At 65.7% G+C, this 23,902-nt stretch carries 21 protein-coding genes; 6 read left to right on the plus strand and 15 right to left on the minus strand.

Translation table 11 applies throughout. The features are described 5' to 3' along the window. From rbfA to rimP, 6 genes are all read right to left on the minus strand, one after another. A complete protein-coding gene (rbfA, locus tag QM615_RS02660) occupies positions 1–534 on the minus strand; it encodes a 30S ribosome-binding factor RbfA (RefSeq protein WP_269593735.1) in 534 nt (177 codons plus the stop codon). Between the two features lie 103 nt (positions 535–637). Next, complete coding sequence (locus QM615_RS02665; protein WP_068050194.1) at positions 638–928, minus strand: DUF503 domain-containing protein; 291 nt, start codon at positions 926–928, stop codon at positions 638–640. 154 nt (positions 929–1,082) lie between these two features. Continuing rightward, positions 1,083–3,986, minus strand: coding sequence for a translation initiation factor IF-2 (infB, locus tag QM615_RS02670; protein WP_283346979.1), 2,904 nt, complete (start codon positions 3,984–3,986; stop codon positions 1,083–1,085). A gap of 97 nt (positions 3,987–4,083) precedes the next feature. Beyond that, entirely contained in the window at positions 4,084–4,416 is a 333-nt protein-coding gene (locus QM615_RS02675) for a YlxR family protein (protein ID WP_188078631.1), read from the minus strand. A 96-nt stretch (positions 4,417–4,512) separates the two neighbouring features. After that, positions 4,513–5,520, minus strand: a complete 1,008-nt coding sequence (gene nusA / locus QM615_RS02680; protein WP_068050201.1) for a transcription termination factor NusA — start codon at positions 5,518–5,520, stop codon at positions 4,513–4,515. Beyond that, positions 5,517–6,092 (minus strand): ribosome maturation factor RimP, encoded by a 576-nt coding sequence (gene rimP, locus QM615_RS02685; RefSeq protein ID WP_283346980.1) that lies wholly within the window; start codon positions 6,090–6,092, stop codon positions 5,517–5,519. The genes nusA and rimP overlap by 4 nt, the downstream gene beginning before the upstream one ends. 168 nt (positions 6,093–6,260) lie before the next feature. Here rimP and QM615_RS02690 point away from each other — a divergent pair, with 168 nt between their 5' ends. Further along, complete coding sequence (locus QM615_RS02690) at positions 6,261–6,764, plus strand: hypothetical protein (protein WP_149405968.1); 504 nt, start codon at positions 6,261–6,263, stop codon at positions 6,762–6,764. Further along, positions 6,761–7,201: a ferritin-like domain-containing protein gene (locus tag QM615_RS02695; protein WP_283346981.1), complete on the plus strand. Its 441-nt coding sequence runs from the start codon at positions 6,761–6,763 to the stop codon at positions 7,199–7,201. Before QM615_RS02690 ends, QM615_RS02695 begins: the two co-directional genes overlap by 4 nt. Here the strand turns inward: QM615_RS02695 and QM615_RS02700 are convergent. Further along, complete coding sequence (locus QM615_RS02700) at positions 7,164–8,618, minus strand: DHA2 family efflux MFS transporter permease subunit (protein ID WP_283346982.1); 1,455 nt, start codon at positions 8,616–8,618, stop codon at positions 7,164–7,166. The genes QM615_RS02695 and QM615_RS02700 overlap by 38 nt on opposite strands. An 82-nt stretch (positions 8,619–8,700) precedes the next feature. Between QM615_RS02700 and QM615_RS02705 the strand changes: the two genes are divergently transcribed. Further along, positions 8,701–9,309, plus strand: coding sequence for a TetR/AcrR family transcriptional regulator (locus QM615_RS02705; protein WP_283346983.1), 609 nt, complete (start codon positions 8,701–8,703; stop codon positions 9,307–9,309). 9 nt (positions 9,310–9,318) lie between these two features. Here QM615_RS02705 and QM615_RS02710 read toward each other — a convergent pair whose 3' ends face one another. Together QM615_RS02710 and QM615_RS02715 are read right to left on the minus strand one after the other, a co-directional pair. Beyond that, positions 9,319–11,043, minus strand: a complete 1,725-nt coding sequence (locus QM615_RS02710; RefSeq protein ID WP_283346984.1) for an acyl-CoA dehydrogenase family protein — start codon at positions 11,041–11,043, stop codon at positions 9,319–9,321. Positions 11,044–11,118: 75 nt separating this feature from the next. Next, the gene (locus QM615_RS02715; RefSeq protein ID WP_283346985.1) at positions 11,119–12,870 is read right to left on the minus strand and encodes a proline--tRNA ligase; all 1,752 of its coding nucleotides are present in this window, start codon (positions 12,868–12,870) and stop codon (positions 11,119–11,121) included. 69 nt (positions 12,871–12,939) lie between these two features. Here QM615_RS02715 and yaaA point away from each other — a divergent pair, with 69 nt between their 5' ends. The 3 genes from yaaA to mgtE are packed head-to-tail and all read left to right on the plus strand — an operon-like array spanning position 12,940 to position 16,280. Continuing rightward, positions 12,940–13,683, plus strand: coding sequence for a peroxide stress protein YaaA (yaaA, locus tag QM615_RS02720; RefSeq protein WP_068050222.1), 744 nt, complete (start codon positions 12,940–12,942; stop codon positions 13,681–13,683). After that, a complete protein-coding gene (locus QM615_RS02725) occupies positions 13,680–14,891 on the plus strand; it encodes a DUF2786 domain-containing protein (protein WP_283346986.1) in 1,212 nt (403 codons plus the stop codon). Before yaaA ends, QM615_RS02725 begins: the two co-directional genes overlap by 4 nt. A gap of 42 nt (positions 14,892–14,933) precedes the next feature. Continuing rightward, on the plus strand, positions 14,934–16,280 hold the full coding sequence (gene mgtE / locus QM615_RS02730; protein WP_283346987.1) for a magnesium transporter: 1,347 nt from the start codon (positions 14,934–14,936) through the stop codon (positions 16,278–16,280). A 13-nt stretch (positions 16,281–16,293) separates the two neighbouring features. On the opposite strand, the gene QM615_RS02735 is transcribed toward mgtE, so the two are convergent. From QM615_RS02735 to QM615_RS02760, 6 genes are read right to left on the minus strand one after another with little or no spacing between them, the layout of a single operon-like run. After that, entirely contained in the window at positions 16,294–17,781 is a 1,488-nt protein-coding gene (locus tag QM615_RS02735) for an MFS transporter (protein WP_283347160.1), read from the minus strand. A gap of 7 nt (positions 17,782–17,788) precedes the next feature. Further along, a complete protein-coding gene (gene cobA, locus QM615_RS02740; RefSeq protein WP_499218553.1) occupies positions 17,789–19,024 on the minus strand; it encodes a uroporphyrinogen-III C-methyltransferase in 1,236 nt (411 codons plus the stop codon). Positions 19,025–19,035: 11 nt separating this feature from the next. Next, complete coding sequence (locus QM615_RS02745; protein WP_283346988.1) at positions 19,036–20,718, minus strand: ATP-binding cassette domain-containing protein; 1,683 nt, start codon at positions 20,716–20,718, stop codon at positions 19,036–19,038. 52 nt (positions 20,719–20,770) lie between these two features. After that, complete coding sequence (locus QM615_RS02750; protein ID WP_283346989.1) at positions 20,771–22,438, minus strand: DUF7800 domain-containing protein; 1,668 nt, start codon at positions 22,436–22,438, stop codon at positions 20,771–20,773. Between the two features lie 57 nt (positions 22,439–22,495). Beyond that, the gene (locus QM615_RS02755) at positions 22,496–23,512 is read right to left on the minus strand and encodes a zinc-binding alcohol dehydrogenase family protein (RefSeq protein WP_283346990.1); all 1,017 of its coding nucleotides are present in this window, start codon (positions 23,510–23,512) and stop codon (positions 22,496–22,498) included. 2 nt (positions 23,513–23,514) lie between these two features. Then, entirely contained in the window at positions 23,515–23,901 is a 387-nt protein-coding gene (locus QM615_RS02760; protein WP_188078634.1) for a cobalamin biosynthesis protein, read from the minus strand. Position 23,902: the final 1 nt, after the last annotated feature.

Here is a 23,902-nt window from a genome sequence, read left to right on the forward strand (position 1 = left end):
TCAGTCGGCTTCGGCAGGCTCGACGTCTGCAGGAGTGGAGCCTGCGGAATGACCATCCAGTGCAGGAGTGGAGCCTGCGGAATGACCATCTGTGTCTGCGACTTCGCGTGGAGCTTTGTACGGGTCCGGGTCCCCGGCCGGCTTGGCGTTCGCACGGGCGCGGGCCAGTTCTTCGTCGGCGACGCGGGCGCGTTCGAGCAGGTCTTCCATGTGGCGTGCGGTGTCGGGCACCGTGTCGGTCACGAACGTCAACGTCGGCGTGTACCGCACACCCGTTCCGGCTCCGACCTTCGAGCGCAGCACGCCCTTGGCCTTCTCCAGGCCTGCCGCAGCGGCCTGCAGATCGGGCGGTGTATCGAGGTCTTCACCCATCACGGTGTAGTACACCGTGGCGTCGTGCAGGTCGGCAGTCACCTTGGTATCGGTGATGGTCACGAATGCCAGCCGTGGATCCTTGATCTCGTGATCGATCGCCGTTGCAACGATGGCGGCGATTCGCTTGGACAACTTTCGAGCCCTGGCCTGATCCACCACGACAATCACACTCCTCTTTCATGGCCGAACGTCGATTCTGTTCCGACGTGGCGGCGGTTGTGCACTTCTCGTCCGCCGAGCAGCGCTCGGCGGACTTCCCGGATCAATCCTCGGGTCCGAAGATTCTCCGGCGTACTGCCAACAGTTCCAGATCGTGGCGTTCGGCGACATGCCGTTCGCACTCGTCCAGTTTGTCGTGCAGTAGGTCGACGTCGGTACCGGCCGCGGCAACCCCCAGCAGGGACCGCCGAATACGTTCTCGCTCACCGGTTTCGGCAGCCGAGACTCCCAGCCGTTGCAGATCACCGAGCACCGGTTCCACCATCGACCGTTTCTCGGCGAGCGAACGCACATCCCCCAACAACACGTCCAACTCCAGAGCACCCAGATACACGCTGACGTCCTTCGATCAGCTTCGACGACAAAGCCGGTGGCGGTACATCTGTCGTACCACCACCGGCTCGAAAGTCGGAGCGCAGTGTCACTCCCCTGGCTTCACCACCGAGCCGACGCGACCGGGTGCGGAGCCGATAGGCTCCGCATCCGTTCTAGTCGCGCGGCTTTTCACGGAGCTCGTACGCCTCGATGACATCGCCCACCTTGATGTCGGAGTACGTCACCGTCAAACCACATTCGTAGCCCTCGCGGACCTCCGTCGCGTCGTCCTTCTCGCGACGGAGCGAGGAGATCGTGACGGTTTCCGCGACAACGGCGCTGTCTCGGATGAGTCGCGCCTTGGCGTTGCGACGGATCGTACCGGAGGTGACGAGGCAACCGGCGATGTTTCCGACCTTGGAGGAACGGAACAGCGCGCGGATCTCGGCCTGCCCGAGGGCAACCTCTTCGTACACCGGCTTGAGCATGCCCTTGAGGGCCTTCTCGATCTCGTCGATGGCCTGGTAGATCACCGAGTAGTACCGGATGTCGACGCCTTCACGGTTGGCCAGCTCGGTGGCTTTGCCCTCCGCTCGAACGTTGAAGCCGATGATGATCGCGTTGGATGCCGACGCCAGGTTGACGTTGGTCTCCGTGACGCCACCGACACCGCGGTCGATGACGCGCAGTTCGACCTCGTCGTCGATCTCGATTCCGAGCAGCGCCTCTTCGAGCGCTTCCACGGTTCCCGAGTTGTCACCCTTGAGGATCAAGTTCAGCTGCGAAGTCTCTTTCAGAGCTGCATCGAGATCGTCGAGGCTGATGCGCTTGCGGCTCTTGGCTGCCAGAGCGTTGCGCTTGCGCGCATTTCGACGGTCGGCGATCTGTCGAGCGATTCGGTCCTCGTCGACCACCAGAAGGTTGTCGCCTGCACCGGGCACCGACGTGAAGCCGATGACCTGCACGGGACGGGACGGCATCGCCTCGGTGACGTCCTCGCCGTGCTCGTCGACCATGCGACGAACGCGTCCGTATGCGTCACCGGCGACGATCGAGTCACCGACACGCAACGTTCCGCGAGCGATGAGCACGGTCGCGACCGGGCCGCGACCACGGTCGAGGTGTGCCTCGATGGCGACACCCTGAGCGTCCATGTCCGGGTTGGCGCGCAGATCGAGCGACGCGTCGGCCGTCAGCAGCACCGCTTCGAGGAGGGCATCGATGTTGGTGCCCTGCTTGGCGGAGATGTCGACGAACATCGTCTCGCCGCCGTATTCCTCGGCGACCAGACCGTATTCGGTGAGCTGCTGCCGGATCTTGTCCGGGTTCGCGCCCTCCTTGTCGATCTTGTTCACCGCGACCACGATCGGCACGTCGGCTGCCTGTGCGTGGTTGATGGCCTCCACGGTCTGCGGCATGACGCCGTCGTCGGCTGCGACCACCAGGATCGCGAGGTCGGTGGCCTTGGCACCACGGGCACGCATGGCCGTGAAGGCCTCGTGACCGGGGGTGTCGATGAACGTCACGAGACGTTCGTTACCTTCGAGCTCGGTCAGCACCTGGTACGCACCGATGTGCTGCGTGATTCCGCCGGCCTCGCCTTCGCGCACCGTGGTGTTGCGAATCGAGTCCAACAGTCGCGTCTTACCGTGATCGACGTGGCCCATGACGGTGACCACCGGGGGACGCTGCTCCAGATCGTCCTCGCCGCCGGCATCCTCGCCGTAGGTGAGATCGAACGAGTCGAGCAGCTCACGATCTTCGTCCTCGGGACTGACGACCTGAACGACGTAGTTCATCTCTCCGCCGAGAAGCTCCAGCGTCTCGTCGTTGACGGACTGCGTCGCGGTGACCATCTCACCGAGGTTGAACAGGGCTTGCACCAGTGCAGCCGGGTTCGCGTCGATCTTGTCCGCGAAGTCCGACAGCGATGCGCCGCGGGCGAGACGAATGGTCTCACCGTTGCCGCGGGGCAGCCTGACGCCGCCGACTGCGGGAGCCTGCATGCTCTCGTACTCGGCGCGCTTCGCCCGCTTCGACTTGCGGCCACGACGAACTGCTCCGCCGGGACGACCGAATGCACCTGCTGCTGCGCCGCGCTGACCGGGGCGTCCACCGCCACCGGGACGACCGCGGAAACCACCTGCGGGAGCGCCGCCTGCGGGGGCACCACCGGGAGCGCCGGGAGCGCCGCCGCCGCGGTAGCCACCGCCACCGCCGCCGCCCGGGCGTCCGCCCGGAGCGCCACCGGGACGACCGGGACGACCTGCTGCGGGGCCGGGACGTGCCGAACGGGTCGGCATGGCACCGGGGTTGGGGCGAGGAGGCATCGAGCCGGGGCTCGGACGAGGTCCGGCCTGGCCCGGTGCGGGACGGGGCCCACCCTGCCCTGGAGCCGGACGACTGCCACCGGACGGTGTTGCGGGACGAGGCCCACCTTGTCCGGGAGCGGGGCGTCCGCCACCGGGGCGCGGAGCACCGGGAGCGGGCCGAGGAGCAGGGCGCTCCACGGGAGCCGAGGAGTACGGGTTGTTACCGACACGCGGAGCCTTGGGGCCGGGCTTGGGGCCGGGACCTGCGGGCTTCGGAGCGGCCGGGGCCGGTGCAGCGTCGCTGGTGGCAGCCGACGCGGCGGGAGCCTGCTCGACCGGAGCGGCCGGAGCTGCAGGCTCGGGGGTAGGCGCTGCGGGGGCCGGAGCCGGCGCGGCAGCCGGAGTCGCGGGTGCAGCGGGTGCTGCCTCCACGGGAGCCTGCGCTGCGGGTGCTTCCGGCTCTGCCGGACGCGGTGCCGGCTTGGGGCCGGGACGGGGTCCGCCCGGTTTCGCGGCACCCGGCTTCGCGGTGCTGCTCGCTGCCCGATCGGCCGCTGCGCGACCGTTCGGTGCAGCTGCGGCCGGTGCCGACGCGTCCGTGTTCTCGGACGGGAACGACTCACGCAGTCGACGCGCCACGGGGGCTTCGACTGTGGATGATGCGGACTTGACGAACTCGCCTTGCTCTTTGAGCCGTGCGAGTAGTTCCTTACTGGTGACACCGAGTTCTTTTGCCAACTCGTGCACGCGGGCCTTGCCTGCCACTGCTCTCCTCACTGAGAGGCCGAGCGAGGCTTGGTGCCCGCACGACCTCGGGTTATCTCCGATGGACGTTCATCGTTGGTGCTTCACGGTGTGCTCATCAGTGCTGTTGCCTGTTCTTGTCGACGGGTGTTGCTCTTGTCGTGTACTCGGCCTGCAGCTGTTCGTGCTCGTCGAGCACGGCTGTCACTGCGGACGATTCCACATTTCCCGATATCCGAAACGCACGACCGAAGACTCGGCGTCGTTCCGCATTGTGCAGGCACTCTCGGCTGTAGTGCAACCACGCACCACGGCCGGACATCGAATGCCGGACATCGGGGACGAGAGCGAATTCGTGCGAACCAGCTTCTCGAACCACGATCCTCAACAGATCGGCGGCCGGCACTCGCTCCCTGCACCCGATGCATGTACGAATCGGCCGGCTTGTCACTACCGGATACTCGCGTTCATGCCCCTGGGCGGAGAGGTCGTTACCGAACCATCGACCACTCTACCGCTGTATTGCCCCGAACTCCGCATTCCAGCCCTACGCGCTGGTCGTCTCGGGTGCCGCCGCATCGCTGCGGATGTCGATGCGCCAACCGGTCAATCGAGCAGCCAGTCGAGCGTTCTGCCCTTCCTTGCCGATGGCCAGAGAGAGCTGGTACTCGGGAACCACGACACGGGCCGCACGGGCAACCGCGTCGACGACGGTCACCGAAACAACTTTCGACGGGGACAGTGCATTCCCGACGAACGTGGCCGGGTCCTCGTCGAAGTCGATGATGTCGATCTTCTCGCCTGCCAGTTCGCTCATCACGTTGCGCACGCGCTGACCCATCGGTCCGATGCAGGCACCCTTGGCGTTGAGCCCGGACACGGTGGACGCGACGGCGATCTTCGAGCGGTGCCCCGACTCGCGAGCCACTGCCACGATGTCGACCGAGCCGTCGGCGATCTCGGGAACCTCGAGGGCGAACAGCTTGCGCACCAGATTCGGGTGCGTGCGCGAGAGCGTGATCTGCGGACCCCGGTTACCCCGGGCGACTCCGACGACGTAGCACTTGATGCGCTCGCCGTGCTCGTAGCTCTCGCCCGGCACCTGCTCTGCGGGCGGCAGCAGGCCGTCGGCTCCGTTGGCGTCACTTCCGATACGGACGATCACGGTGCCCTTCGCATTGGCACGCGTGTCGCGCTGGATGACACCGTTGACGATCTCACCCTCGTGCGTGGAGTACTCACCGAACGACCGCTCGTGCTCGGCGTCGCGCAGGCGCTGCAGGATGACCTGACGCGCCGTGGTTGCCGCGATGCGTCCGAAGCCTTCCGGGGTGTCGTCCCATTCGGAGATCAGATTGCCGTCGGCGTCGAGTTCCTTGGCCATCACCCGAACGGAGCCGGTCTTGCGATCGACGTCGATCCACGCGTTGGACTGGTGCCCCTCGGTGTGCCGGTAGGCCGTCAGCAACGCGGTCTGGATCGTCGAGATCACCATCTCGATCGGAATTCCCTTGTCCGCCTCGATGGCACGCAATGCGGCTATGTCGATATTCACTTGTCCGACCCTTCTTCCGGTGCTTCCACGTCCACGATCTCATCGGTGTTCGCGGGTGACGGCCTACTGCCGACCACACCACCCGCCAGGTCCATCTCTTCGGCACTCGGCCGCGAGAACTCCACCTGTACAACAGCTTTCACAACATCGGACAAGGCAACGGGGCGAGTCGACAGCACACCCTTGTCCTTGATCACCACGGTGACCGAATCGCCGTCGAGTACCCCGACGCGACCGTCGAACTTGCCGTCGGCCAGTTCGATACGCACTTTGCGTCCGCGAGCCCGACGCCAATGCCGTGCCTCGGTCAGTGGGCGGTCGATTCCGGGGGTGGTGACTTCCAACGTGTACGGAGCTTCCCCGAAATCCGTCACGGCATCGAAGGCATCCGAGATCTCGCGGCTCAGTTCCGGGAGGGCGTCGAGGTCGATTCCATCTTCGCGATCGACCATGATCCGCACTGCACTGTGCTTTCCTGCGGCGACGACGTTCACGTCTTCGAGGTCGTAACCCCGTTCTCGAACGAGGTCGGCGAGCAGTTCGACAACCCTTTCCTTGGACGGAACAGGCATGTCGCGAACTCCTCGTGTGTAGTTGTGGGCGATCCGGCGTACGGCAGCAGGACTGCGTTTGGTGAACCAACAGCCTACCGCCCCGCAGGCAGTGCTCGTGACCACGATCGGCCGACGCGACACACGGGCACGGCACGTGCGAGCGCCGCGGTCTGGCACGATATCGGAGTGCCAACGCCGACCGTCCCCTTCGCGCTCAGTCGCCGCGGGTTGTTCCGACTCGCCGGCGTCGCTGCTCTGTCCGCGGCAACCGTGTCGAGCGTTGCGGCCTGCGGTCAGGAGACGATCTCGGGTCCTGCCCTCGACACCTTGACTGCGCAGTTGCGCGCTGCCCGCGCCGACGCCGCGGATGCCACCGCGGCGGCGACGGTGATCGCCGACTACGCCGCCGCCCTGGGGATCGTTGCGGCGCAGCGGACCGAGCACGCCGATGCGCTCGACACCGAGATCGCCCGCGCCACAGGTGCCTCGACCGAGACGTCGTCGGTCACGGCCACCACGACACCCGTTCCCACGACGCCGCCGCCCGATCTCGCCGCCGTGCGAGAGATGTTGACGGCCTCCGCTCGCAGCGCGGCGGATGCGGCTCGCAACGAAAGCGGTTACCGAGCAGGCCTTCTCGGTTCCATCAGCGCCTCGTGCACGGTCTCGGCCCTGGTGGTGCTGGCATGAGCGATCTCGGCCCGGAACAGCAAGGCCTCGTCGATGCACTGGCCGCCGAGTATGCGGCGGTGTTCGCCTACGGCGTCGTCGCGGCATTCTCCAATCCCACGCGCGCAGATCTGGTTGCGTCGAACACTGCCGCCCACCGCGCGCGTCGAGACGCGACCATCGATGCACTCCGGGCGGCGAGTGTCACTGTGCCGCTGCCCGATCCGGCGTATGCGTCCCCGTTCCCGGTGACCGACGCGATCTCGGCCGCGCAGTTGGCCGCGCAAGCCGAGATCGACACCAGCATCGCGTGGCGTGCGCTGATCGAACGCAGCAGGTCGGGAGCGACCCGCGACATGGGTGTTCAAGCGCTGACCGACGCGGCGATTCGCCTCGCGACGTGGCAGCAAATTCTGGGAGTCAGTCCGTCGTCGACGGCATTTCCCGGCCAACCGTGAGCACCTGTGCCGATCCGACGGAACGCCCCGGCATGAACAACGCCGCCACCAGTCCGATCGCCACTGCCCCAGCGCCGACGAGCAGAGCGGGCGCCAAGGCGTCGGTGTAACCGGTGGGCGTCAGTGATCCACCGGCTCCGATGAACACCGCTGTCAATACCGCGATGCCGAGTGCGATACCCACCTCCCGCACAGTGGAGTTCGCACTGCTGGCGGTGGCATGATCGTCGTCCTTCATGTCCCGCAGGACTGCGGTGGCGGACGGAGCGAACGTCAGCCCCATGCCCACTCCCGCCATCAGCAGGGCCGGGACCATCGACGAATACTCGGTGTCGGGTCCCAGAATCAGCGCCATCCACACGAGCGAGACCGACTGCAGCGTCAGGCCGCCGACCAACAGCCCACGCAGTCCGACGCGCTCGGCAAGCAGACCTGCGATCGGTGCGACCACCATCGGTGCGGCGGTCCACGGCAGCGTGCGTAGGCCCGCCTGGAACGGCGTGTAGTTCATCACGATCTGCAGGTATTGCGCGAGGAGGAACACCGCCCCGAACATGCCGAGCGAGAACGTGATTCCGATGATGTTGGCGATGGTGAAGCTACGCGAACGAAAGAGTGCGAGCGGCAGTACCGAGTGTCGGGTGCGCGAGGCGCGCAGAACGAACGCCACGAGCAACACCGCCGAGCCGATGAAACCGGCGAGCACCGCGGCCGACGCCCACCCGTCGTCGTTGCCGTGGACCACCGCCCACACCAGGAGGAAAACACCGCCGCCTGCGAGAACCACGCCGGGCAGATCGAGCGGTTGGATGCGCCCTGCTGTTTCCTTCAGCGCGACGTACGCCAGCGGAACTGCGACGAGGGCCACCGGAACGTTGATCCAGAAGATCGCCTGCCAGGAAATCCCGTCGACGACGGCTCCGCCGACCACCGGTCCCAGCGCGACGCCGAGTCCGGAGACTCCACCCCAGATCCCGATTGCCATCGCGCGCTTGCCCACCGGTACCACCGCGGCGAGCAACGCCAGGGACAACGGCATGATCGCGGCGGCACCGATTCCCTGCACGGCGCGCGCGGCGATGAGCATCGCTGGACTCGCAGCGAGCGCGCTGGCCACCGAGGCAAGAGTGAAGACCGCGATGCCGCCGAGGAATACCGCGCGCCTGCCCCACCTGTCGCCGAGCGTCGCCGCCGTCAGCATGAAGGTGGCGAAGCTGAGGGTGTACGCGTTGAGGAACCACTGCAGTTGTCCGACAGAGGCGTTCAGGTCCTGCTGGATGACCGGTAGTGCGCTGGTCATCACCAGATTGTCGAGGGTTGCCATGAACATCGGCAGGGATGCTGCGAGGATGCCGAGCCACACGGGAACGTTCCGAGTGGCGGGCTGCACTGCAGGTGGAGAGTCTGTGGCGGTCATTGCGGTCGTCCCGTCTCGGACTTGTAAGCATCAAATGATTACTTATTCGAGACCGTAAGTTATCAACTGATAACCTGTCAACATGTCCGACCCGTCAGCGCCCAAGCCCAGAGCCACCCGCATGGATGCGGCCGACCGCCGAGAGCTCGTGCTCGACGCAGCGATGCGCGCGTTCGCGCGCGGGGGTTACGCCGGCACCAGTACCGATGCGGTCGCGAAGGAAGCGGGCGTCTCTCAGCCGTATGTGGTCCGCATGTTCGGCACCAAGGTCGAGTTGTTTCGTCTGGTGTTCCAACGCTCCGTCGACGGCATCATGGCCGCGTTCGATGCCGTGCTGGCGGCGGGCCCGCTCGACCCCGACGACGACAGCACCTGGGCGAATCTCGGTTCCGCCTATGCCGATCTGGTGGCCGATCGCGACCTGTTGATGGTCATGATGCACGGATTCGGCGCAGGCTCGGTACCCGAGATCGGCCGGGCAGCCCGGGAGGGAATGGGCGCCATCTACAGCCAGATACATGCCGGCACAGGTTGTTCCGAGGATCAGGCACGGCAGTTCATCGCGCACGGGATGCTGCTCAACGTCCTCATGTCGATGCAGGCGCTCGAGCATCCGAACGACAGCGCCGGACTGCACGAGATGACGGTGTGCGCGTTCGGAACCAATCTGGTCCCGGCCGATCCCGGCTAGGCGTCGGCGCTAGGGACGCATCTCGTACCGACCGTCGTACGAGACGACCTCGTTCCAGACCGTCTCGAAACGCCCCGCGTCGACCACCGGCTTGCGAATCGAATCGAGCGCCCACTGCTGTTGCGCTCCAGTCGATGACGGCTTCCCGTACAGCGCGACGGCATAGCCGGAGAAGTCTCTGATCTGGAAGTCGAAGATCTGGTCCATCATCTCGGACGAGATCTCGTCGGCCTGCTCGAGCAGAAGGTGACCGTAGACCACGAGCGAGAACAGGTGACCCACCACCAGCAGGAAATCGAGGTCCTTCTGCTGGGACTCGTCGGGCGCACACTCGGCGAGGAACGAGGTGAATGCCTGTGCCTGCTCGTAGAAGCGACCCACGTTGGGGATTCCGGAGTGCTTCTCGTACAACGGTTTCCAGTCGTGGAACCGCACCGAACTCGCACCGCGGGCCGGCCCCTGGGCGAAGAAGAAGCTGTCGTCGACCGGCTCGGTTCGGGTACCGACGTCCGGATAGTCGGTGGGCGAGAACATGTAGGCCGGCATGAATTTGAGCATCAGCGCCACATTGACGTGCACCGTGCCCTCGAGCTTGGGCAGTGTTCCGATCAGCTGGGCGGCTTCGCGGAAGTAGGTGTTCTTCTCGTAGCCCTTGGCCGCGATGACGTCGTGCAGCAGCCGCACGACCGTTTCGCCCTCCGAGGTCACCTTCGCCTTCGTCATCGGGTTGAACAGCAGGTAGCGCCGGTCCTCGGGCCCTGCGGCACGGAAGTAGTCCAGTGCCCGCGCGCTGAAGAGCTTCATCGCGATCAAGCGCGAATAGGCATCGACGAACGCACTGCGCACGTGCGGAAAGTCGGTGACCCGATTGCCGTACAGAATTCTGTTGTTCGCATGCGTGATCGCCTCGTGGAAGGCGTGCTCACAGATGCCGATGGATCCGGTGCACAGGTTGAACTTTCCGACGTTGACCGTGTTGAGAGCTGCCGAGAACGCGTCGGCACCGGTGTGCAGGATGTCCTGTCGCCGGACGGGGTAGTTCTCGAGCGCGAACGTGCTGACGTACATCTGACCGTGAACGACGCTCTCGCGGAGCCGATAGGCCGGGTGCGCACTGTCGGCCACGAAGAACACGTACGAATCGGGTCCTTCGACGTCGGTACGTCGGCCGAACACCGAGACCATGTTCGCCACGTTGCCGTTTCCGATGTAGTACTTCTCCCCCGACGCGGTGAACTCGAGCTCGGAGTCCTCGGTCGTGGGCGTCAACAGCATGTCGGTGGAGTAGACGTCGGCTCCGTGCGCGCGCTCGGACAGACCGAACGCCATCACCCCGCCGCGATCCAGCTCGCGTGCGGCGCGGCGTTTGGCGTCGTCGTTGGCGCTCATCCAGATGGGACCGAGACCCAGCACGGTGACCTGCCAGGTGTACCAGTAGGCCAGACCGTAGAACCCGAGAACCTCGCTCAGCGCGGCATTGCGAGCGGCGTCCCAGCGCGTGTTCGGCGACCCGTCCGCATAGGCGGCGGGCGTGGAGAACGTCGCGAACAACTTCTGCTCGGCGACGAATTCCAGAAAGTCGGCCGGCCAGACGCTGTCGAGATCGTCCGCCAACAGCCTGCCTTTGCCGCGACTCTCGAACCACTCGATCAGTGCACGCAATTGTCGGCGAGAATCCTCGTCGAGCTCGGCCGGATCGAAGGTTGTGGGATCGAACAGCGCATAGTGAGACACGTGATGACCTCTCATAGTCGTTGACCCGAAGCTACCAGCGGGTAAACAACCGCGCAGAGAGATCGCGAGACTCCTCTACGGAGTGCGGCGCACGGCCTTCACAATCTCCTCGACCGCCGAGTCGATGTCCAGCTCGCGACTCTCACCGGAGAAGCGATCGCGGATCTCGACCTTGCCGTCGGCCCAGCCACGGCCGAGAACGACCACCAGCGGGACGCCGATCAGTTCCGAGTCCTTGAACTTCACTCCGGGAGAGGCCTTGCGATCATCGAAGAGCACCTCGATTCCCTGCGTATCGAGTTGTGTCGCAATCGATTCCGCACCGGCGCGAGCCGCGTCGTCCTTGTTGGCGATCACCAGATGGACATCGGCTGGCGCAACCTCCGACGGCCATCGCAGACCCTTGTCGTCGTGCATCTGCTCGGCGATCACGGCGACCAGACGGGAGACGCCCACACCGTACGAACCCTGAGTCAGGCGAACCGGCTTGCCGGTCTCACCGAGGACGTCGACCGAGAACGCATCGGTGTACTTGTAGCCGAGCTGAAAGATGTGCCCGATCTCGATTCCGCGAGCACTGACGAGCGAGCCGCGGCCGTCGGGAGACATGTCGCCGTCGCGCACCTCGGCTGCTTCGATGGTGCCGTCGGGAACGAAATCGCGACCGGCGACGAGGTTCACCACGTGCTTGCCCTTGACGTCCGCGCCGGTGATCCACGACGTTCCGTCGACGACCCTCGGGTCGACGAGGTAGCGAACACCGTTGGCCTGCAACGCGCGAGGCCCGATGTACCCCTTGACGAGGAACGGATTGGCAGCGAAGTCCGCGTCGGTCAACAGGGCGAACTCGGCAGGCTCGAGAGACGCTTCGAGGCGCTTCTCGTCGACCTCTCGGTCACCGGGCAGGCCGACGGCGAGCAGTTCCCACTCCCCTTCTGCGTTGCGCACCTTGAGCAGAATGTTCTTGAGCGTGTCCGCGCCGGTGACGGTGCGTCCGAGATCCGCGGAGTTGGCCCACTCCACCAGGGTCGCGATGGTCGGGGTGTCGCCGGTCTCGTGGTCGACGGCGGCCGGCTGCCCCTCGATGGGCAGCGGCGCCGGTGCCGGAGTGGTGACGGCCTCGACGTTGGCCGCGTATCCCGATTCGATGCAGCGCACGTAGGTGTCCTCGCCGATGTCGCTCTCGGCCAGGAATTCCTCGGAAGCACTGCCTCCCATGGCACCGGACGTCGCGGCGACGATGACGTAGCTGACACCGAGGCGGGCGAAGATGCGCTGGTACGCCTCGCGGTGGGCGGCGTAGGACTTCTTCAGTCCGTCCTCGTCCATGTCGAAGGAGTACGAGTCCTTCATCACGAATTCGCGGCCACGCAGAATGCCGGCGCGGGGACGTTCCTCGTCGCGGTACTTGGTCTGAATCTGATACAGCGTGACCGGCAGGTCCTTGTACGAGTTGTATTCGGCCTTGACCGTCAACGCGAACAATTCCTCGTGGGTGGGACCGAGCAGCATGTCGTTGCCCTTCCGGTCCTGCAGCCGGAACAACGCGTCGCCGTATTCGGTCCACCGATTGGTGGTCTCGTACGGCTCGCGCGGCAGCAGTGCGGGCAGAGAAATCTCCTGCGCACCGATGGCGTTCATCTCCTCGCGCACGACGCGCTCGACCTGCCGCAGCACCCGCAGACCCAGCGGCAACCAGGAGTAGACGCCAGGCGCGATACGACGGACATAGCCGGCGCGGACCAACAGCTTGTGGCTGTCGACCTCGGCGTCGGCGGGGTCGTCGCGAAGGGTACGAAGGAACAACTGCGAAAGACGGGTGATCACGGGTTGTCAGACTAGTCGCTCACGCAGTGCCTGTGAGCAGGCGGCCGTACAGTGAGTAGCCTCGTGCCCGTGCTGATTCTGCTGCCTCCCTCCGAGACGAAGTCCGACGGCGGTTCCGGAGCACCTCTCGATCTGGACCGACTGTCGTTGCCCACGTTGACACCGCTCCGCCGAAAGCTCGCCGACGCGCTGGTGGAACTCGCCGGCGACGTCGATGCATCGATCGCGGCGCTCGGCCTCGGCCCCACCCAGAAGGACGAGATCGAACGCAACGCCCGAGTGTGGACCTCACCGACCACACCTGCGCTGCAGCGGTACACCGGCGTGCTCTACGACGCCCTCGATGCGGCGTCGTTCACTCGGGCCGGTCGCGCCCGAGCGGACGCGCGGCTGTGGATCGGCTCGGCCCTGTTCGGAGCCGTCCGTGCCTGCGACCCGATTCCGTACTACCGACTCTCCGGTGGATCGACCGTTCCGAATTTCGGCACCCTGCGCTCACACTGGAAGCCCGAACTCTCCGACGCCATCGACGCCGAGGACGAGGGGATCGTCGTCGACCTCCGATCCGGCACCTACCAGCAGCTCGGTCCCGTCCCCGGTGCGATCACCGCCACGGTGCTCACCGAGAAGCCCGACGGCACCCGTTCGGTGGTGAGCCACTTCAACAAGCACCACAAGGGCCTGCTGGCACGCGCGTTGACTCTGACCACCGCCGAGCCGAAGGACGTGAAAGCCGTTGCGCGCGTGGCGTCCAAGGCCGGACTGCGAGTCGAAGTGGCATCGAGCACCGAATTGATCGTGCTCACCGAATGAGCGAGATTCCTGGACTGCTCCGACGCGGCGCCGACGCCTCGGTCGGCAAGACCAAGAGCCAACGCGTCGCCGACGACGTCGCAGATCGACTGGTCTCGATGGACGCGACCGAACTCGGCTCTCGCGCGCTGACGAACATGATCGAGACGTTGTACGAAAACGGCTGGCAGCCCATGGATCTGGTGCACGTCGTGCGGCGTCAGCACACGGTGGCAGTGGCCGATCTCGCTGCCGCGGTACTGCTGCATAAGGCCGATCTCGCCGACGCGGACTCGCGGGTTCCACAGGACTGGGTGGATCAGATGTCCACGATCTGCGAGCAGTTCCCGAAGGTTGCGGCCCGGGTCGAGGCCACGCCCGATTTCCTGACCGCGTACCTGACCTCTTCCGGTAAGACCGATTACATCGCGGCCAGTGATCAGTGGCTCGACGTACTCACCCTGCTCGGTCGATGGCAGACACTCCCCCGGTGGCCTCAGCTCGGCCCGAAGCCGTCCCACTGGCCGCGCACTCGTCCTACGGTGACCGGTCTCGCCGGCTCCGACTCCCCGAACACCAAGATGCTGAGCAAGATTCGCGGGCTACTGGCCAAGGCCGACGCCACGGACTTCGAGGAGGAGGCCGAGACGCTGACTGCCAAAGCCCAGGAGTTGATGACGCGCTACTCCATCGACACCATGTTGCTCTCGCAGGGCCACATCGATATTCACGGCCGACGCGTTCATGTCGACGGCCCGCATGCCCCGGCCAAGGCGCAGCTGTTGCACGTCGTCGGAACCGCCAACCGCGTCAAAGCGATCTGGGACCAGGAGTTCGCCGTCGCAACCCTGGTCGGAGCGCCGGTGGACGTGGAACAGACCGAGTTGCTGTTCACCTCTCTGCTCGTTCAGGCCACACGCGCCCTCGGGCATTCACCGCAGGCGAAGAAGCGCAAGAAGGCCGGATCGGCGGCGTTCGGCAAGGCATTCCTGTACGCGTACGCCGTCCGAATCGGAGACCGCCTCACCGACGCCGATGCGAACGCCCTCGAGGAGGCGAGTCACGAATCCGGTGATCTACTACCGATACTCGCCGCTCAGACCGTCGCCGTCGAAGCCGAATTCGATCGACTGTTCCCGACGGCGAAGCCGATGCGCGGCCCACGCCTGGACGCCGAGGGATGGGATTCGGGCCAGGCTGCGGCGGATCGGGCCGATCTCTCGCGCTGAGGTGGGGGAGTCGACTGTCGATCCGCAGGGCAAAATGGTTCCGTGCCGGAAACTCTCGACGACATCATGACGCGAACGTCCGAACTCCTCACCGCCCGTGACATGGCCGCACTGTCCACTCTGATGGGTGAGCTGTCGACGACCGATGCGGTGCGCATGCTCGAGCGGGTCGACTCGTCTCGACGCGCGGTGTTGTTTCGTCTTCTGCCCAAGGACGAGGCCGTGACGGCCTTCGAGCGATTCGACGCCACCGTTCGCGGCGAGTTGTTCGAGAGTCTGCGCAGCGACGACGTCATCGCGCTGTTCGAGGATCTCGACCCGGACGACCGCGTCGAGCTGCTCGACGAACTCCCCTCCAATGTCGCGCATCGGCTGCTGGTGGGCCTGTCTCCCGACGAGCGCGCACTCACCGCGCCCATGCTGGGGTACGACCGCGGGTCGGTCGGCCGCCGGATGAGCCCGGAGTTCGTTCGACTGCGGACTGCAGCGACCGCCGCCGACGCACTCGTCGCCGTGCGGCGCACCGGCTCGGACGCCGAGTCGGTGTACCTGTTGCCGATCACCGACGATGACCGAACTCTGCTGGGGGTGGTGACCCTCGCCGATCTGGCGACCGCGGCACCGAGCACCCCGGTCGGCGACCTGTACTCGGATCATCCTGTGGTCGAGGCCGATTCGTCGGCGGAGGAGGCCGCACGACTGTGCTTCGAGCACCGCAGTCCTGCGGTGGTGGTGGTCGATTCCGAGAAACGACTGATCGGCATTCTCACACTGGAGCAGTCCTCACGAATCCTGGAGGAAGCCGAGGACGAGGACGCCGCCCGCGCCGGTGGCTCGGAGCCGCTGCGCCGGCCGTATCTGTCGACGCCGGTGCTGTCCATCGTTCGCTCGCGCGTGGTGTGGTTGCTGGTGTTGGCGCTGTCGGCCATCCTCACGGTGCAGGTTCTCGAGATCTTCGAGCACGCACTCGCCGTAGTCGTCACTCTCGCGCTGTTCATTCCGCTGCTGACCGGGACCGGCGGCAACACCGGCTCCCAGGCCGCGACCACTGTCACGCGGGCACTCGCACTGGGCGACGTGCGACCGCGCGACATAGCCGCCGTGTTGTTTCGCGAGGTTCGCGTCGGCGCGACGATGGGTGCGATGCTCGGCACCCTGGGCTTCGTCATCGCCGGACTCGTCTACGACTGGCACCTCGGGGTCGTCATCGGTACGACGCTGCTGTCGATCTGCACTCTCGCAGCCACGGTCGGCGGTGCGATGCCGCTGATCGCGAAGAAGATCGGGGTGGACCCGGCGGTCTTCTCGACGCCCTTCATCTCCACCTTCTGCGACGCGACGGGGTTGATCGTCTACTTCCTCATCGCCAAGGCCGTACTGGGCGTGTGATCGGCCCTGCTCGTCAGCCCTTCTGAGCGTCTTCCTGAGCGGCCTGCGCCTGCGCTACCTGCTCCGGGGTGAAGCGAATGAACACCGCAGCGATTCCCGCGACCACGGCGCAGACCGCGCAGCAGAAGAGCGCGAACATGTAGCCCGAGCTCAACGCATCGAGCTGATTGTCGTTCATCAACGTCGCCGGTCCCGAGATGCCACCGAGAGACAAGGTTCGCGAGGTGACCAACGCGCCGATCACGGCGAGCGCCAGCGGCCCCCCGAGGGTCTGGGCAACCAGGGCGATAGCGGTCAACGGGCCGATCTCGGTGGGGCTGACTCCGGCGATGGCGCACAGCGGAAGCGGCACGACCGTCAGGCCGACGCCGAATCCGATACCGATGACGGGGAAGAACAGTCCGGGGAAGTACGACGAGTCCGCGTTCATCGTCGCGACCGACACCATCAGCCACCCGACCATGATGACGGCACCGCTCAGAATCAACCACCGTGGGGCGATACGCGTCACCAGCTGCGAGGCCAGGAATGCGGCGGCACCGAGTCCGAAGGCGAACGGCACGAACGCCAGGCCCGCGTGCAACGGGCTGTATCCCAGGATGTCCTGGACGAACAGTGCCACGTAGGCGGCGAGGCAGAACATCACGCCACCGGCGAAGAAGATGGCCACGAACGTCGCCACCCGGTCTCGGCTGCCGAACAGCGAGAACGGCAGCAATGGATTGTCGGCGCGGCGCTCGACCAGTAGGAACAGCCCGAGGAAGAGCAGTCCGGCGATCAACGAGACGATGACGATCGGATTGGTCCAGCCGAGTTCGGTGCCCTCGCTCAGAGCGAGCACCACTCCGGTGCAGCCGAGCGTCGCCAGAATCGCTCCCGGCACGTCGAGCGGTAGCTTGGCCCCCACCGTCTCCTGCAGAGACACGACTGCGAGCACCACGATGACGACGCCGATCGGCACGTTGATCAGGAAGATCCACCGCCACGACACCTCGGTCAGCGCACCGCCGATGATCAGGCCTGCGATGGAGCCGACACCGGTCATGGCCGCGTAGATCGCGATGGCCTGGTTTCGTACCGGGCCCGGCGCGAAGGTGGTCGCCACCAACGCGAACGCCGTGGGCGACGCCACCGCGGCACCTACGCCCTGGAGCGCGCGCGCCGCTACCAGCGTCGCCTCGTTGACCGCGAGCCCGCACAGCAGGGACGCGATCGTGAACAGCACGACGCCGGCCAGGAACATCTTCTTGCGACCGAAGGCGTCACCGAGTCTGCCGCCGAGGAGCATGAGCCCGCCGAAGGCGAGGGCATACGACGTGAGCACCCAGTTGCGTCCGGCATCGGACAGGCCCAGATCCGCCTGCAACGGAGCAAGTGCCAGATTGGCCACGGTGCCGTCGAGCACCACCATCAACTGCAGACCACTCAGGACGATGATCGCCAACCCGAATGCTCTGGTCGTCACCGGGTATTTGATCTCGGTGGTGGACGTATCGGACATCGAGGACTCAGGCACGAGTCTTCACGTTACCGGCGTGCACAGAGAAACCGGCAACGGTCCCGATAACGACGATCGCGGGAGGCCTGATCCCCGCTTCGCGAACGGCGTCGGCGACGGTGCTCAACGTCGCTCGAACCTCGCGCTGAGTACGCATGGTGCCCTCCTGTACGACGATGACCGGGGTATCGGACGCCCGGCCGCCCGCGATGAGTACGTCGGCGAACTGCCCGATCCGTTCGACGGCCATGAGCAGGACGATGGTGCCCTTGAGTTTGGCCAACGCGTCCCAGTCGACGAGCGAATCGGGATGGTCGGGTGCCACGTGGCCGCTGACAACGACGAACTCGTGGGTGACGGCGCGGTGCGTCACCGGGATCCCGGCGGACGAGGGCACCGAAATGGCGCTGGTGATGCCGGGCACCACGGTGACCGGAATTCCCTCGGCAGCGAGCGCTTCGAGTTCTTCGTATCCCCTACCGAACACGTAGGGGTCGCCGCCCTTGAGTCGGACGACGAACTTGCCTGCCTTCGCCCCGTCGATCAGCGCCTGGTTGATCGCCTCCTGCGCCATCGCGCGGCCGTACGGAATCTTCGAGGCATCGATGACCTCCACGTGCGGGCCCAGTTCGGCCAGCAGCTCGGGCGGCGCGAGCCGATCGGCCACCACGACATCGGCATAGGCGAGCAGCCTGCGCCCGCGGACGGTGATGAGGTCCGGATCGCCGGGTCCGCCACCGACCAGCGCGACGCCCGTCAACGGCGCACGGTCCGAGTCGGCGACCACACCGGACTGCAGGGCTTCTATGACGGCATTGCGTACCGCGGCCGATCGACGGTGCTCCCCGCCGGCGAGCACTCCGAGGGTCAGCCCGTCCCATTCGGCGGACGCCGGGGTGACCGCGGTGCCGTCCTTGGCGATGTCGGCTCGCACACAGAAGATCTTGGACGCGGTGGCCTCGGCGACGATGGCGATGTTGGTCGCGGCCTCGTCGGTGCACGCGACGGCGTACCAGGCGTCGGCGAGGTCGCCCTCGCGATAGTCACGCAACTCCATGGTCACCTGACCGGCAGTTGCCATCGCCTCCACAGCGGGCGTGGCCTCCCGAGTGATGACGTGAACCACGGCACCGCAGGAGATGAGCAGCGGCAATCGGCGCTGCGCGACGGTGCCGCCACCGACCACGACGACGCGTCGACCTTCCAGATTGAGGCCGACCAGATAGGGAGAGTCAGTCGCGTTCACGAGAGGAAACGCTACCGCGCGCGCTGCACCCGCTTCTCGTCCCATACGGGCTCGTTCGATTCGTAGGCCTGACCGGTGCTGCCGAACACGAGGAATCGGTCGAAGCTGCGCGCGAACCAGCGGTCGTGGGTCACGGCGATGACGGTGCCGTCGAACGCGGCGATGGCGTCTTCGAGTGCGTCGGCGGACATCAGGTCGAGGTTGTCGGTCGGCTCGTCCAGCAGCAGCAGGGTGGCTCCGGAGAGTTCGAGCAGCAGAATCTGTACGCGCGCCTGCTGGCCACCGGAAAGATTGTCGTAGGACTGTTCGGCGGCTCGGGCCAGACCGTAGCGGTCCAGTGCCCGGCCTGCGGCCTCCCGGCCCATGCCGTCGCGGTGTTCGTTGCCCATGTGCAGGATGTCGAGGAGTGTGTTGCCCGCGAGATCGGGCCGAGTGTGGGTCTGCGCGAACAGGCCGGGCCGAACGCGAGCGCCGAGCACCGCGGTGCCGGTGTGCGGAACGGGATCGAGTGCCAGTTCCTGAACCGGCTCGTGCTCCTTCTCCGGATCGGTTCCACCGTTGGCGAGCAAACGCAGGAAGTGCGATTTGCCGGAACCGTTGGAGCCCAGCACGGCGACGCGGTCTCCGTACCAGATCTCGGTGTCGAAGGGCTTCATCAGTCCGGTCAGTTCCAGTGCCGTACACACCAACGCGCGCTTGGCTGTGCGGCCGCCGCGCAGACGAACGGTGACGTGCTGCTTCAACGGCACCGCTTCCGGCGGTCCGGCCTCCTCGAACTTCGCCAATCGAGTCTGGGACGCGTGATAGCGCGCAGCGACCCCGTCGTTGAACTTGGCCTTCTCCCGCAGACGCAGCACCAGTGCCCGGAGTTTGACCAGTTCCTCGTCCCACCGCCGTCGCAGTTCGTCGAGCCGAGCATTCCGGTCCTCACGCGCAGCGTGATACGTCGCGAACCCGCCGCCGTGCACCCAGGAAGTGGCACCGCTGACGCCCGGTTCCAGCGTCACGATCCGATTCGCGGCGTTGGCGATGAGCTCCCGGTCGTGACTGATGAACAGAACGGACTTGTCGGAATCACGAATGGTCGATTCGAGCCAGCGCTTGCCCGGCACATCGAGGTAGTTGTCCGGTTCGTCGAGAAGCAACAGATTGTCGGTGCCGGCGAACAACGCTTCGAGCACCAGGCGCTTCTGCTCACCGCCACTGAGAGTCGATGCAGCGCGCCACTTCGCGCGGTCGAACGGCATTCCGAGGGCCGCCGTGGTGACCTTGTCCCAGAACGGCTCGAGGTCGTAACCGCCGACATCGCCCCAATCCGACAGGGCCTGCGCGTATTTCATCTGGGTCTTCTCGTCGTCGACCTCGATCATCGTGTTCTCGGCAGTGTCGAGGGCAGCGGCGGCCGTCCGCACCGCCGGGGACGCAACCGACAGCAGCAGATCACGCACGGTCGAGTCGTCGCGTAGCTGGCCGACGAACTGCCGCATCACTCCGAGCGAGCCCGAACTCGACACCGATCCCTCGTCGGGGGTCTCGTCACCCGCGATGATGCGCGTCAGCGTGGTCTTACCGGTTCCGTTGGGCCCGATGAGGGCGGTCTTGGCACCGTCGCCGACACGAAACCCGACACCGTTGAGCAGCTGCCGCCCGTCGGGCAGGAAGTAGACGATGTCGTTGAGTTCGAGGTGGGCCACAACGAACCAGCCAACCTCATCGGCCCGGCTATGGCCAATCGTTTACCGTTCGCTAGGCGAGGGCCAGGGTCGACGTCTCGGTGAGCACCTGCTTGCCCGCGTCGTCGACATGAGCATGGTGCACCCGCAACCGGGCGGAGTCGCCGTGCAGAGTCAGCAGCATGACGCCGTTGGCGAACCATGGCCCGGCCTCGGCCTCCCATTCGACACCGGAGGGGCCCACGTGGGCAGCGCGCGCCAGCTTCGACAGAATTCGGGCGGCGGGACGCTTGATGGCCAGCTTGTTGACCGCGCGAATCGGCAGATCGAGCGGATTGCGGAACGGCGACATGGTGAGCTGATACGTGGCCGGCACCTCGCGCCCGCCGACACCGAAGTCCGCGTTCGCCACGTAGGAACAGTGCACGTCTCCGGACAGCCACATGATCGAGGCGGGTTTGTTCTCGCCGCGGGAGAGCTCACGCGTCAGAGCGGCCATGTCGTTGAACGAGTTGGTGAAAGCGGCCCAGTGTTCGAGATCGAGACCGATCCGCATCTTCTCGGCCACCTTTGCCGACATCGAGCCCCAACTGCCCTGCGCCACAGCCTCGTTCCACTGTTCCAGGTAGTGCAGGGCGGGCAGCATGAGGTAGGGCAACGACGAACCGAACAGCAGATGCCGCGGAGTGGTCTCGAGCGCGCGTTCACGTACCCAGGCCCACTCCTTCTCGTCGACCATTTCTCTGTTGTCCGGATCCAGGTTTCGAGAGCAGCGCGAATCGATCATGATCAGTCGTGTGTCACCGAAGTCGCGGTAGAAGCTCCAGCGTCCGGTCTCGGGCCGCCGGTCGACTCGTAAAGCGAAGTCGGACAACAACTTCTCGCGCTCTGCGTCACTGGCGGCCGATCGTACCGCGGCATACATCTCGTCCTGCGCAAGCTCCTTGGGTGAGAGGTTGCCCAAGTGCTGATACACCCAGTACGACGAATACGCGCCGACCACTCGGTCGTTCCACCAGGGCCGCGTCACGATGTCTCGACGCCAGGAAGCGGAGGAATTCCAGTCGTCGCGCAGGTCGTGGTCGTCGAGGATCATGCACGACGGGATGCTCGCCAACAGTGTCCGCACCGGCTCGAGTCCCCAGGACTCTCGGTACAGCCACGAGTACTCCTCGAAATCGCAGATCTCGTTCTCCGCGTCGGTACCGACGGCACTTCGTGGACCCTCGCCGGACCGACGCCGCGCCTGCAGCCGTTCGACGATTTCCGGCGACGGATCGTCGGCGTAGACCTGATCGCCGAGGAGCAGCAAGGCCTGTGGCCACCGGCTCGGGTCCTCCTCGATCAGCGCGTTCCCGAGCCCGGCCAACGCGTCGGCTCCGATCTCCTTCAAGGATTCGTCGCTGTAGTTGTCACCTCGCCGACACGATCCGAATGCCAGCGTGACCGGTCCCTGCGCGTCGACCGTGTGAATGGCCGCCCTTCGGCCCTCCGGCGGCCACACTCGACGCTCGTCGACGAACACCTCGTAGTGCACCGGAGAGTTGGCGGGCAGACCTTCGAGTGGCACCAGCGCATAGTGGTGTCCGTGCACGCCCCACGTTCGTTCTTCTGCGCGGACGCCGACGTCGGTCACGACCGATACGGTCGACGATTCGGCCATCTCGAACCACAGGGTCGCAGTCTCGGTGCCGACGTACCGGACGATCGGGCCGAGTAGGACAAGGCTGTCGGAAGTCATTGGATCCACATTGCCTGCGTCGGCCCGCTTTCGCCAGTCAGTGGCGCGGATCGGTCCTCACGAGCGGGCTGCGATCACAACCTTTCCCCGTACGTGCCCGGTTTCGACCAACCGATGCGCTTCGCGAAGCTGCTCGGCATCGATCGGAGACAGAACCGTCGTGACGGTGGTGCGCACCGAACCCGCATCGACGAGCTCGGCCACCCTGGTCAGTAGCTCGTGCTGGCGAATCAGATCCGGCGTGTCGTGCATCGGACGCGCGAACATGAACTCCCAGTGCCACGAGATCGCCTTCGTCTTGAGCGGTAGAACATCGATGGTCTCCGGATCGTCGATCGCCACGATCTGACCGAACGGCGTCAACAGGTCCGCGTAGATCTCGACCTGCCCGGAGGAATGAGCAGTGAACACGTAATCGACGCCGTCGGGCGCTACTCGGCGTACTTCCTCCCGAAGATCGCGCCGGTGATTCACCACCTCGGCCGCACCGAGAGAACGGACCCACTCCACGGCGTCCTCGTCCGCTGCCGTCGCGATCACGCGGACGCCAGGAACGAGGGCCCGAACCAGCTGCAGCACAACGGATCCCACACCACCGGTGGCACCCACCATCAGCAACGTTCCGGTGGTCTCGGCTGTGATGCGGAGCTTGTCGAACAGCCCTTCCCAGGCAGTGATCACGGTCAGCGGCAAGGCCGCAGCCTGTGCGAAATCGAGGGTGGTCGGCTTCTTCGCCACGATGCGTTCGTCCACCGCATGAAACTGCGAGTTCGTTCCGGGTCTGCCGATGTTGCCCGCGTAGTAGATCTCGTCGCCGGGCGCGAACATGGTGACGTCGGCACCGACGGCGCGCACCACACCGGCGGCGTCGAACCCGAGGACCTTCGGGGTGCCCTGCGGATCGTTGCCGGCGCGGACCTTGACGTCCACCGGATTCACCGACACGGCGCGCACGTCGACCAGAAGATCGCGCGGGCGCAAGGTGCACACGTCGAGGACCACATCCGTCAGGCTGGCAGGATCGTCGATCGAAAGCGAGCGGGTGTAGGCAACAGCTTTCATCGTCTCGGTCATACCTACAGGATGGCCCGAACCCCCTGTCCACCGTCAAGGCAGAGCTCGACCACGGCAACGGTGACACCGTCCAGACCGAACCTGGGTACCGTCAACTTCGTCGAACGACCGGCCAGCAGTGCCGCCGCTTCGGCGACGCTGGCGCATCCGACGGCATCGAGCACACGAACCGACACGGTCGGTGTCACGACGGTCGACAGTTCTCTCGCCGAGTACGTCACGCCCCGAACCCCCATGCTCGACGCCACCGCGGCAACCAGGTCGGCTTTCCGGTCGATGGACGCGATCGCCTCGACGCTCCAATCCGGTTGCAGCACCGTCGAGATCGCCGCTTCGACGTCGGCGGAATCGACGCCGGCTCGGGCACCTATTCCGACGACGACCCGCATT

It is taken from the genome of Rhodococcus sp. IEGM 1341, assembly GCF_030056895.1.
Lineage (GTDB): Bacteria > Actinomycetota > Actinomycetes > Mycobacteriales > Mycobacteriaceae > Rhodococcoides.